8 protein-coding genes are annotated in these 13,420 nt (G+C 38.8%); 2 read left to right on the top strand and 6 right to left on the bottom strand.

The annotated features are described in order from the left end of the window. The first annotated feature begins 41 nt into the window (after nt 1-41). Nucleotides 42-2,372 carry an aminotransferase class III-fold pyridoxal phosphate-dependent enzyme gene (locus AC27HL_RS06005; RefSeq protein WP_487079740.1) on the top strand — a complete coding sequence of 777 codons (2,331 nt, stop codon included), beginning with the start codon at nt 42-44 and terminating at the stop codon, nt 2,370-2,372. A 115-nt stretch (nt 2,373-2,487) separates the two neighbouring features. Further along, nucleotides 2,488-4,020 (top strand): L-piperidine-6-carboxylate dehydrogenase, encoded by a 1,533-nt coding sequence (gene amaB / locus AC27HL_RS06000; protein ID WP_487079738.1) that lies wholly within the window; start codon nt 2,488-2,490, stop codon nt 4,018-4,020. Between the two features lie 70 nt (nt 4,021-4,090). Here amaB and AC27HL_RS05995 read toward each other — a convergent pair whose 3' ends face one another. The 6 genes from AC27HL_RS05995 to nhaC all read right to left on the bottom strand — a co-directional run bounded on the left by AC27HL_RS05995 (nt 4,091) and on the right by nhaC (nt 13,348). Then, nucleotides 4,091-5,452 (bottom strand): sensor histidine kinase, encoded by a 1,362-nt coding sequence (locus AC27HL_RS05995; protein WP_487079737.1) that lies wholly within the window; start codon nt 5,450-5,452, stop codon nt 4,091-4,093. A gap of 19 nt (nt 5,453-5,471) precedes the next feature. Further along, the gene (locus tag AC27HL_RS05990; RefSeq protein WP_487079735.1) at nt 5,472-6,845 is read right to left on the bottom strand and encodes a sigma-54-dependent transcriptional regulator; all 1,374 of its coding nucleotides are present in this window, start codon (nt 6,843-6,845) and stop codon (nt 5,472-5,474) included. Nucleotides 6,846-6,971: 126 nt separating this feature from the next. Beyond that, nucleotides 6,972-9,467, bottom strand: a complete 2,496-nt coding sequence (locus tag AC27HL_RS05985) for an FtsX-like permease family protein (protein ID WP_487079733.1) — start codon at nt 9,465-9,467, stop codon at nt 6,972-6,974. Nucleotides 9,468-9,492: 25 nt separating this feature from the next. Beyond that, a complete protein-coding gene (locus AC27HL_RS05980) occupies nt 9,493-10,221 on the bottom strand; it encodes an ABC transporter ATP-binding protein (protein ID WP_487079731.1) in 729 nt (242 codons plus the stop codon). A 9-nt stretch (nt 10,222-10,230) separates the two neighbouring features. Next, on the bottom strand, nt 10,231-11,487 hold the full coding sequence (locus tag AC27HL_RS05975) for an efflux RND transporter periplasmic adaptor subunit (RefSeq protein WP_487079730.1): 1,257 nt from the start codon (nt 11,485-11,487) through the stop codon (nt 10,231-10,233). Between the two features lie 358 nt (nt 11,488-11,845). Continuing rightward, the gene (gene nhaC / locus AC27HL_RS05970; protein WP_487079728.1) at nt 11,846-13,348 is read right to left on the bottom strand and encodes a Na+/H+ antiporter NhaC; all 1,503 of its coding nucleotides are present in this window, start codon (nt 13,346-13,348) and stop codon (nt 11,846-11,848) included. Between the last annotated feature and the right edge of the window lie 72 nt (nt 13,349-13,420).

The following is a 13,420-nucleotide window of genomic DNA, read 5'->3' as shown; positions in this document are numbered from 1 at the left end:
CTTAATACAAATGATGTTTATTACAGAAAGTAGGACTTATAATGACTAATGCCCTAACCCCTGAATTTAGTACTAGGCAAATAAATCAATTCTTAGAAAATGAATATCAGTTAACGGGAACATTAACGCCACTTCCTGGTTATTGTGATCAAAATCTACTTTTAACCTGTGCGAATAATCAACGCTATATTGTAAAAATAGCCAATAACAATGAGCCAAAAATTGAACTGGAAATGCAAAATGCAGCAATGGCGCACTTACACAAAAAATCAATGGCAACACCATATTGTTTAAGTAACGCCAATGGTCAGCTGATTAGCCATATTGTTAACGAAACCAAGCAAGCTTTTAGTTTTCGAGTACTTACATTTCTTGAAGGCCAATTTTATGCACAAAGTAAAGGTGATGCCCATACACCAGCTCTTTGGCACAGTTTAGGCAATTTTTTAGGTAAAATTGACAATGCGCTGGCTGATTTTGAACATGCTGGCGCTTATCGTTATTTAGAGTGGGACTTAGCTCAAGGTTATGGGGTCTGTCAAAGTAAAAAGCACTTACTTACTGGCCAGCAACTTGAGCTAGTTGAATATTTCCTCAATTATTACCAAATTAATACGTTGCCTCTACTGGCAAAGTTACCACAATGCGTTATCCATAATGATGCCAATGACTATAATTTATTAATTGATGATATCAGCCAGCCAAGTAGAATAACTGGGCTAATAGATTTCGGTGATATGGTTTACAGTCATAAAATCAATGAATTAGCGGTCGCTTGCGCATATGCATTAATGAATCAACAACAGCCGATAGCAACTTTAAAGCATATTGTTGCGGCCTATCATAAGCTTTCGCCTATTTCAGATAACGAACTCTATGTGCTCTATTCATTAATTGCTTTACGCCTGTGCACTACGGTGTGCAATTCAGCAAAAGCCATAAAAGAAAGCCCTGATAATGACTACCTTTTAATTTCAGTGAAACCGGCTTGGCATTTACTACAGCAATTAAAAGCAGAACCTGCTTTTAATGTTTTATGTCAACTAAAACTAGCCTGTAATAAACCGATTGACAATGGCTTATCACGAAAAGAAATCATTAATTTTCGACAACAACATTTAGGTAGAAGCCTAAGTCTTAGCTTTAAAGAGCCTATAAAAATAGTTTCAGGACAAGGTGCTTATCTTTTTGATGAGCAAGGTAATGGCTATTTAGATATGGTAAATAATGTTTGCCATGTTGGTCATTGCCACCCAAAAGTTGTTGCTGCAGGTCAAGCACAAATGGCAATGCTCAATACCAACACCCGTTTTTTACACGACAATATTGTCAACTATGCTAAAAAGCTACTTGCCACTATGCCCGACGAGCTCTCAGTTTGCATGTTTGTTAACTCAGGCAGTGAAGCGAACGAGCTGGCGTTTCGCTTAGCAAAAAACTTTACCAAATCCACAGAGTTTTTAGTTGTTGATGGCGCATATCATGGTAATACCGCCGCTTGCATTGATGCGAGTCCATACAAATTTAACGGTCCTGGCGGCAATGGCAAACCTGAGCATGTGCACATTGTTGAACTTCCAGATCCTTACCGAGGAAAGTATACCGGCAATAGCCCAGCAACAAGCCAAGCATATGCCGCAAATGTTAGAGAAAACATTGAAAACCTTACTAGCAATAATAAAAAAGTCGCCGCATTTATTTGTGAATCGCTACAAGGCGTTGCTGGTCAAATCATCATGCCTGACAACTACTTAAAGCAAGCTTATCAAGAAGTTCATGCCGTTGGTGGGGTTTGTATTGCTGACGAAGTACAAGTAGGTTTTGGCCGGGTTGGTAGCCATATGTGGGCATTTGAAACTCAAAATGTAGTGCCTGACATTGTCACTTTAGGCAAACCTATTGGTAATGGTCACCCGTTGGCTGCCGTCATTACCACCCAAGAAATTGCCGATGCTTTCGTTACCGGTATGGAGTACTTCAACACTTTTGGCGGTAACCCCGTTTCATGCGCAATTGGCAGCGCTGTGCTTGACGTCATTCAACAAGAAAAACTGCAACAGCATGCGTTAGCAACCGGGAATTACTTGTTAGATAAACTCAAGCAATTACAACTCACCTTTTCAATTATCGGTGACGTTCGCGGCCTAGGTTTATTTATTGGTGTCGAGTTAGTTGAAGATCAAACAACAAAAGCACCAGCGACAGAGAAAACAGCTTGGTTAATTGAGTTTTTCAAACAGCACTTTGTTTTGTTAAGTACTGAAGGACGATTTTATAATATTTTAAAAATTAAACCGCCACTGGCATTTACTAAAAGCGATGCAGATAAGTTTATCAAAGTACTTGAAATGGGCTTAAAGCAATTAAGTTGACAACGACCAAGCGTTACTTAACAACACATATATTATTTATTTTCGCTGGTTTCAACCATGACAATTGAAGTCGGTATAAACAATCACATAACTGATAGAGTAATACAGGAACAACATGGAATTTTTAAAAACATTAGCAATAAAAGCTAATAACTATGGCGCATCAACAGGTGTGAACTGGTTGACTACTGATAACAATGGCCAGTTTAACATTTCATCGCCCGCAGACGGTAAAGCCATTGCCAGCGTTTACCAGTGTTCAAATGAAGATTACCAGCAAGTGATCACTACTGCCGAGCAGGCATTTGTGCAATGGCGAAAATTCCCAGCACCTGAGCGTGGGGAAATTGTTCGTCAAATTGGTAACCGTTTACGTGACTTTAAACAACCACTAGGAGAGTTAGTGGCTTATGAAATGGGTAAGTCATTACAAGAAGGATTAGGCGAAGTTCAAGAAATGATCGATATTTGTGACTTTGCTGTTGGTCTTTCACGTCAGCTTGACGGCTCAACACTACATTCTGAGCGCCCGCTGCACAGAATGTACGACCAATATCACCCATTAGGCGTGGTTGGCGTTATTTCAGCCTTTAATTTTCCGGTAGCTGTTTGGGCGTGGAATGCTATGATTTCAGCTATTTGTGGCAATGTCACTGTTTGGAAACCTTCAGAAAAAACCCCTTTAACGGCAATCGCTTGCCAAAACATTATCAAAGACGTTTTAGTAGAAAATGAATTACCAGAAGGCATATTTTCCTTAGTGATTGGCGCTGGTAATGTTATTGGTGAAGCTATGTTACATGACAAACGACTACCGTTAATGTCAGTAACAGGCTCAACAAGAGTTGGCCGCCATGCCGGACAAGTGGTCGCATCTCGTTTTGGCAAATCAATTCTGGAATTAGGCGGTAATAATGCCATTATTTTAACACCAAACGCTGATTTAAAATTAGCGATCCCAGGCACTGTTTTTGGCTCTGTTGGCACTTGTGGCCAGCGCTGTACATCAACTCGGCGCGTAATTATTCATGAGTCAATTTATCAACAAGTTAAGGAAGTATTAGTTCAAGCATACCAAGGCTTAAAAATTGGCACACCGCTTGACGAAAACAATCATGTCGGCCCGCTTATCGATACGCAAGCTGTGACTATGTTCAAAGACGCTTTAGAAAAAGTGCAAGCTGAAGGGGGTAACTTACTCTGTGGCGGAGAAGTACTTTCAGGTGCAGGTTACGAGTCAGGCTGTTATGTTAAACCGGCCATTGTTGAAGCCGAGAATCACTTTGATATGGTACAACATGAAACGTTTGCCCCTATTTTATATTTGATCAAGTATTCTGGTGACGTACACGATGCAATCGCGATTCAAAACGATGTCGTACAGGGCTTATCATCAGCGATATTTACCGATAATTTGCGCGAAGCGGAGAACTTCCTTTCTCACTGGGGCTCAGATTGTGGTATTGCCAATGTTAACATCGGTACCTCAGGCGCTGAAATTGGTGGCGCATTTGGTGGCGAAAAAGAAACCGGTGGTGGTCGTGAGTCAGGATCAGATGCTTGGAAAGCTTATATGCGTCGTCAAACTAATACCATTAACTATTCAACTGAACTGCCATTGGCACAAGGTATTAAGTTCGATATTTAGTTTTAACTAAGATCTCAAAAAATTAAAAAGGCAGTTTCGGCTGCCTTAGCTTAATGTCATTTCAAAGTGGCTATGTAGTCGGTAATTCTATTGTTGCTTCAACACCAGCCCCACCTTTTCGATTTGCTATAACTAAGTCGCCACCATGATTATTGATGATCTGACGGCTTAAAACTAAACCAATACCACTACCTTCTGCTTTGGTGGTGTAAAATGGTACGAAAATATTATCTAAATTGCTAATACCAGTACCTTGATCTAACACTTTAATTTTCACTAAACTTTCATGTTTGTACCAAGATATTGTCAATTTACCTCCACTACTATCTGCTCGAGATTGCCCCTGCATTGACTGAACAGCATTTTTAATTATATTGACTAACACCTGTTGTATTTGGTCCTCGTCACCGTATAGCGTGATGTCAGTACCGTCGGTTGCAATAGTACTGTTATGAAAAAGTGTGACGATACTTTTTATCAAAGACGCCAAATTAAATATTTTTTTATCTGGCAAAGGAAGTTTTGTTAGTTCTTGGTAACGTTTAATAAAATTATTCAATGAGTTGGAGCGCTCAGTAATGACACTTAACCCTTCCTGAATATCTGCTTTCAGTTCTTGTTCAAACGACTCGCTAGTTATAGGTTTCGCTAATAAGCGAGTCAGAGTTTCACTAATTGAGGTGATAGGCGCTAATGAGTTATTAATTTCATGGCTCAATACTCGTAACAATTTTTGCCAAACGAGATATTCCTCATCACGCAGAATGCTTTGAATATCAGTAATAAATATCAGCTTATGCTCTACACCATTTTCAAAATATTCATCGGTATAAATGTAAACCTTCTTCTTGGTATGTTCGAGCTCAAATTCAACAACTTTACGATGCTCTCCTGTAATTATATTTTGCAAACCTATGGTACTAATTGGCCAATTTTCTACTTCTTCAAACCGGCAATGAAATAGCTTTTCGGCATTAGGGTTCATTAACGAAATCCCCGCCTTATCATCAACGGCAATAATAGCTACATCAATTTGACTTATAACTTTATTTAACAGTATTTGATGTTCTTTAGTGAGCAAACGCTGTTGAGCAAGTGATTTAGACAGCTTATTAAACATTTGATTAAATTCATTTAATACACCTCCCGAGTGCGTTTGTCGCGCTTTAACCGAGTGATCGCCATAGCTCATTGACTCCATAAGGTTAGTTGCCGTTCTAAGTTGAAAAATGACTTTTTGACGAATAGCAAAAGCACCATAAATAACAATAACCAGCACAAAGAACATCAGCAAAATCTTTGCCGCTAAAGAAAACGACAAAAAATATAAAGCGATAAATAAACAAACAGTTGGTATTAAACCAATACATAAGGCGAGAGAAAGCAGTTTATTTTCAAATATTGCTGTTTTTTGCTTTGTCGAAGCTTCCATTTTAATTAGCTATTTATCCTCATAAATTATGCTTTTCTAATCGTCGATAATAAGAACTACGACTTAAGCCTAAAGACTCGGCTGTATCATGAGCATTATGCTCAAAACGAACTAGTCGTTGATTAATAATGTGTTTTTCAATCGCATCTAAACTGGCATCATTGATATCAAAACCATCAATCTCTCGTGAATAACTTAGCCCTAAGTCTTGCGCAGTTACCACATTGTTTTGACTCAAAAAGAGCGCTCTTTCTATCATATGCCCAAGTTCTCGGATATTACCAGGCCATTGATAGGTTAACATTGCTTGTTTAGCATCGTTATCAATTTCTGGCAAAGGAATACGGTATTTTTCTGAAAAGTGAGCTAAAAAATGTTGTGCTAACGGCAGTATATCAGCGGTACGCTCTCGCAATGCTGGTACCCTAATTTCAACCGTATTTAAACGATACAATAGATCTTGGCGAAAATGACCTTCAGCAATTAAATCAGATAAATTGGCATTAGTAGCCGAAATTAACCGCACATCAACTTGCTGAGTTTTCGAACTACCAACTTTTTCAAACTGATGCTCTTCTAGAACACGTAATAACTTGGCTTGTTGCGCTAAGGAGATATTCGCAATTTCATCTAAGAATATGGTGCCATTTTCCGCAAGTTCAAAACGACCGATACGGCTTTCTTTAGCATCGGTAAATGCCCCTTTAATATGACCAAACATTTCACTTTCAAACAGTGATTCCGTTATCGCCCCCATATTCACTGAAATAAGTGCATTCTTTCCCCTTGCCGATTGCGCGTGAATATATGCTGCCAATAAGCTTTTACCTGTGCCGTTTTCTCCGGTCAGTAAAATGCTCATTTCACTCAACGAAAGCTTATTCAATTGTGCTAAAACTTGGCTCATCGAAGATGATTCAGCAATAATGTCGCTATTTTTACCTGACATTTGCTTTCTTAATAGAGCATTTTCTTGACTAAGCCTGTCCCCTTGCTTTTTCATCTGCCGTATTTGAACTTGTGCTTGTAAAATTGCTAGTAAACGATCATTACCCCACGGCTTTTGTACAAAGTCAGCGGCGCCCAACTTCATTGCTTCAACAGCAATGTCAACACTGCTATATCCTGTCATTACTACAATAGGTAATTGTTCATCAATGGCTTTGATATCAGCAATTAATTGCAAACCTTCTTGGCCTGATGTGGTATCACTTCGATAGTTTAAGTCAATCAAAGTAACGGAAAAGTCTTTTTGTTTTAATATTCGTAAAAACTCTTCTGGGGAACTCGCAGTAACGACCTGGTAATTTTCGGATTTTAAAAGTAACTTCAACGCAGTAATGATTCTCGTATCATCATCTGCAATTAGAATCGAAGGGGTTGTTGGTTTCATGCAGGCAAAACACTCCATTAAATGTCAGCACTTCTCAACGATGTAAAGTGCTGACATTTTTTTGCTCCATCATTTAGAGCATTATTTATTTAACACTATAATATTAATAATAAAAAATTAAAATAACTAATCATGATGAAGCGCTTCACTTGGCTCCATCAAGACCACCTTTTTAGTCGGTATATAAGTCGCAAACATCACAATGGCGATAATCATAAACGGCACACCAAACAAACTTATAAAATAACTATTGATATTAATAATCATAGTTTCTGACATATATTGCACTAGCGCAATTGAACAACCAATCCCCACCACTAGGCCAAAAATTAGTTGTTTGCTAGCTTGCTTCATAAACAAACGCATAATTTTTCCATCTGATGAGCCAAGTGCACGTCTTACACCTATTTCTTGAGTGCGTTGTAAAATACTATTTGAGGCAACTGCATATATACCACTTGCTGCAAGGAATACAGCAATAATACCACAAAGAAGAAACACTTTACTGACTGCAGAAACCAATAACATTGGCTGTTTAATCATACTGTCATAACTTTGTACATGATAAACACCAACATCGCCGTCTACATTATTTACGGCGTCAAGTAATGCTTCTCTTGCTTGGCGCTCACTACCTAAGTAATGTAAAGCAACACTAACTCTGAATAAGCCAATGCTATCCATCATATGGTACGAGTTATAAGACGCACTTGAAGAACTCATCGTAGTACCATGAAAGGTGTCCGAAACAACGCCAATGATAGTATTCCAATCGCCAACACCATTTCTGCCGGCTCTACGGACCCTTTTACCTATTGCGTCTCCGTCAGGGAAAAAGTCACGAGCGATTGACTCATTGATAATGATGCTACGCACATCCATGCCTATATCTCGGTGGTCAAAATCACGTCCTTCAACAATTTTCATACCCACGGCTCGCCATGAGTCCTTGCCTACAATTTCATTATTACTATAAGGGTTTTCGTTATAAACTGCTGCCGCACGCCCTTCGATTTCGAAATGACTTGTACCTTCGCCAGTGCCTGGAAATTGTGTCATAAAGGCAACTGCTTCAATATTAGGTCGCTGTTCCAGTTCAGCTTTCAGTTTATAATAGAAATCCGAGCGCTTCAGTCGGTCAGCTTCTTCATGCTCTGTATCCCGTCTTATTCCATAGTTAATTGGTGGTAATTGCAAACTCGCCGTTAAACGACTTTCGGTTTCAACACCGTAGTCTGCTTCACCAGCGGAATAACTGGTTGATAAAATAATTGTTGCCATGATTAACACCACACATGACAAGAGGATCTCTGAAATAACTAATACCTGACTCGCTGCCGCAGCTTTTTTACTCAACGCGCCACGCGTACCATCTCGTAGAACTGCGTTAAAATCACCCGACAATGCTCGCCAAGCAGGAATAAACCCTGTAACGAGTATCATGATACTGACGGTAATAATTAACATAATGATACTGTTACTATCAATTGACACTTGCCACCAGAATGGTTTTAATTTGTCGATCGCATAGGTGCTATCAAAAACACTATTACTAACATCTAAGCCCCAAATGGCGAGTAATACAGCTAAAAACCCACCGACACTACAAATGAATATACTTTCCCAAAGCATTTGTAATATCAAACGTTTGCGTGGTACTCCTAAGGCGACTCGAATGGCGATTTCTTTATATCTTTCATTCACCCTAGCAAGAAGTAAATTAGCAACATTAATACACGCTAAGAGCAATATTAAAAATGTAACCACAAACATAGCGATAAAGATGGTGTAATACTGAATTATGCCGGCTTCTTTAAAGGGCATGACGGTTAAATACTTACCATTGTTACCCGCACGCCATGACTGTTCTTCTGGTAGTTTCGGGATAATTTCTTCACTTAAACTATCTAAAGCTGATTGAAAACTAGCCATAGATACCCCAGATTTTAAATGTCCAAAGGCAAATAAGCTTGCCCGTGACTGCTCGGTTGGTTCAACTTGCGCTTGAGTCAACGGCTGCCATATTTCAGCAAAAACTGGGAATGAAAAACCTTCTGGCATAACGCCAATAATGCGTGTTGGTACTGCGTCTAAAGGTACCATAGTACCAATAACTCGCTCGTCACCATTAAAATAACTCAACCAAACCTTATAACTCAATATCACAACAGGTTCAGCACCTTCAAATAAATCTTCTGCTTTAAAGCCACGACCATATATTGGTTGCACACCTGCAAATTCAAATACATTCCAACTTGTATAGGTGGAATTATACATTTTGGCTTTTTTATCACGGTTAGAATTAGTACCACCAATTAACGTTGTACCTTCAGTATAAAAGCCAAAATCTTCAAGCATATCGAGCTCATTATATGCTCTCAATATATGAAAGGGATCTGCGGGCCTACGTGACAAATGGCTATAATCAAACTGGGCTTCTATAGCAACAATTGGTTTTTCACTATTAAGTACTAAGGGTTTGAATACTAAATTATTCAACAATGAATAAGTATATAGAGTAAGTCCTAAACCGACAGCAACAATAAGTACTGTTAATGCGGTAAAAGCAGGCTTTTTAAATAACAGCCGAGCTGCATATTTTATATCTATAGCAACAGACATAGAGATATCCTTTTAGCTTGGTGTGTTAAATCGCAATAGCTTGCGTGTTATTACTAGCCTGATCAGAAACAATTCTGCCATCAAACACTTCGATCATTCTTTCTGCACGTGTCGCTGAACGAGGATCATGTGTCACCATACAAATAGTGGCGCCTTCTTGATGTAATTGGTCAAGTAAGGTCATTACCATCTGAGCATTTTTAGAGTCTAAGTTTCCTGTCGGTTCATCAGCCAGTATTATTGATGGACTACCTGCTATTGCTCTTGCAACAGCTACTCGTTGCTGTTGTCCACCGGATAATTGCGATGGGAAATGACTTGCACGGTGAACCATATCAACGCGTTCTAGCGACGTTCTCACCAATTTTTGACGTTGTTCTTTATTAATATCGTCACGATAAGTTAAAGGTAGCTCAATATTTTCTGCAACAGTTAAATCACTAATCAAATTAAATGCTTGAAAGATAAATCCTATTTCCTTATTGCGAATTTTTGCCCTTTCATCTCTATCTAAACTCGAGGCATCATGGCCCGCTAAGTGATATTGACCACTTGTTGCGGTATCAAGTAAGCCTAATAACGAAAGTAACGTCGATTTTCCGCATCCTGATGGCCCTGTAATAGATAAATATTCACCCTGCGCTATTCGTAAATTAATATCATTTAATGCATGTGTTTCCACTTCATCAGTAAAAAATTTTTTCTTTACATCAAGTAGTTCAACTAATCGTTTTTTATTATTATCGTTTTCCATGTATTTCTCCTAATTAATGCTAATTTGTGAAATGCCTTGCCAGTCGGAAGTATCTGAAATTATGATATTTTGCCCAGCTTTCAAGCCTGACTTCACCTCAATATATTTATTTGAAACTTGCCCAAACTGCACCGTCTTTATTGCCGCTAGCTCTCCTTCGTCATCTAGTAGATAAACATCTTCTTCACTAAAGCTTTTCGAGAACATAGGTCTTTTCACAAACAAGGTTTGTTCAATGTTCGCTATTTCGATAACCCCTTCGACGGTTAAATCAGGTCTTGCTTCACTCGGTAAATCGCCAACCAGTGCAACATCAATTTGCACTTGTCCGTTGATAACGGTGGGATCAATTCTTTCAACAGTGCCAGCAACAATACTGTTGCGGGTATCAACCTGTACAGACTGACCTATGGCAACATCATTGACTTGTTTTTCTGGGACTCGCAATTCTGCAATAAATAAACCATTGCTCGCTAATTTCGCTAAATTAATACCGGCATTAATTTGTTGGCCTAATTCAATTGGCATTTCTTGTACTAGACTGTCCATTGTTGCTCTAACTTTTAAATCTTTCACTTGCTGCTCAGCTCTTTCCACCATACGTTTCATGCGATTGAGCCGAGCTTGTGCTGCTTTATTTTGTGCAACTAAGTTTTCTTGACCTTTCTTTAAACGTTTTATTTCTAACTGCCAGCGCTCTTTAATTTGTGCTACTTCAATTTTAACCTCTGCGTGATCGACTTGTGACACGGCGACGATACTTTGATCTAAGAGTTTTCGTTGTGCATTTAAGGTTAATAACGCTCGTTCATGATTCAATCTCTCGTTTATTACCGCCGCTTCACGGTCAAGTAATTGAGATTCAAGTAAAACGGCTTGAGCACTAATTTCCGCTTCCATTTCTTCTAATTGCCATTTACTTTCTTCCCACCGTTGCACGAGCTCGGGATTGCTCAATTCCAATAATAAATCACCGGCTTTAACTTGCGCACCGGCCTTGATCAAAATGCGTTCAACGCGACCAGAAACCGCAGTAGAAACCCAGCGAATATCCTTTGGCGCAAGTATACCGATACCACGTACCGAGACATTAAAGTCACCTTGTTTCACTTGCCCAAGCATCAACGTATTTTTACTCACCACATGAGAACCAACACTTTTTGTCGATAGTAAAATAAGCACGACAACGGCCACCAATAACAGGCTTGCTACACTTATGACTTTTTTTGATATCACTTTATTGGGCTTTGAACGAACGATATCCATAGTTTAAGAACTCTTGATTAATGTGATTAACTTTTCTAGTGATTACACAGCAAATCTAGCGCCAAAACTTATAAAACTATAAAAATCAACAATTAAGATTAATAATGGTGTACCGGTAAAATAGCTAATCTCGATATCGAGACGGGATTTTCAAGAGAAAATTTCGATTTCGAGATTAAGTCAAAAATACCAACATACGAAAAATGTAACTGATACAAGTGAAAGGGAGATATATAAAGTGGTTAATATAAAAAACGATAAAGTAAACGACGAAAGTAGCCATATAATCAGCTAGTTCATCTTGCAATCAACTAATTTTAGTATTGGCTAAATATATAAAAGATTAAGATACTTGTTGCTAGCTAGATTTATCAACAAGGTTACAGTCAGAACTCGAGCATATATTTTTGCTTTTAAAAACAACAGTCTTAATTTTAAAACCTGTAAACGCCAAAGTTATTCCTACGATGGGCGTCAACCAATTAAAGACGCAATAAATGGCGTATTCAAAAGGGTTAATTAATAGCACTGAGTGCATATAGGCACCACATGTATTCCACGGGATAAGTGCAGACGTTACTGTGCCGCCATCTTCCAAGGCACGAGAGAGGTTCTCAGGTGCGAGATCTCGCTTGGCATATTCTTGCTTGAACATTCTACCCGGCATCACAATTGCGATATATTGATCTGCAGTAATGCAGTTAGTTCCAAAAGCAGTAAATATCGTTGTGGTTATTAAAGAACCTGTGCTACGCGCAAAAGAGAGTAAACTTTCTACAAGCTTAGCTAATAAGCCTACACGTTCCATAATTGCGCCAAAGGTCATGGCTGTAATAATTAGCCAAATGGTATTTAGCATTGAGCCCATGCCGCCGCCACTAAGCAAGCGATCAACCATCTCATGACCAGTATTTAATTCAACGCCTGCATACATAACTCGCCATACCACCATAATATTGGTATTTAACATTGAAGTATTTGGCTCGGCAAAAGATAAAATTAACGGCTGCTGAAAGGTTATAGCACAAATAGCACCCACAATTGCGCCTATACCTATGGCAGGAAAGGCCGGCATTTTCTTAACAGCTAACAATAAAGTAACAACGAGTGGTAACAACAAATACCAAGCGATATGAAATTCTTGCTGTAGATTAATCAGTAAGTTATTCATTGCCTGAGCAGAGTTCGTTTGGGTTTCATTAACACCCAGTACAATGAAAACAATCAAGGCAATGATAAAGCTTGGAATTGTACTCCAGAGCATATGTCGAATATGAGTAAATAGCTCAGTTCCAGCAATAGCTGGCGCTAAGTTTGTAGTATCAGAAAGTGGCGAAAGTTTATCGCCAAAGTACGCTCCACTAATTATTGCGCCAGCCGTTGTCGGTAGCGATGCATCCAAACCTGTTGCAACTCCCATTAAGGCAACGCCTATGGTTGCAGCCACTGTCCAGCTGCTACCTATGCACAGGGCAACCAACGCACAAATAAGGCAGCAACTCACGTAGAAATATTCAGGACTTAATATTTGTAAACCAAAATAAATCATCGTAGGCACGGTACCTGAAAGCAACCAAGTGCCAATCAAAGACCCCACTGCAAGTAAAATTAAAATTGCTCCTAAGGTTAAGCTTATGCCTTTTACAATGCCTTGCTCTATTTCTTGTCGTTGGTAGCCATTTTTCAATCCTACTAAGCAAGCTATGCCTGCACATAGCATTAATGCGATTTGGTTAGGTCCTGACGATGAATTATCACCAAAATAATAAACGGCTAATGCCAATAACAGTAAAAGGCTAAAAACAGGTATCAATGCATCAATTAGAGAAGGTGTGCCGATATTTTTATTATTGCTATTCACATTAACATCCTTGCTTTTATTTTAAGTTCATCAGTATTGAAAAAAAAAGCACAGCCACCTATTGCTAAAGTA

It is taken from the genome of Colwellia aquaemaris (genome assembly GCF_057548755.1).
The sequence above is the reverse complement of the archived record's forward strand: the minus strand, read 5'-3'. Positions and strand labels throughout refer to the sequence as shown.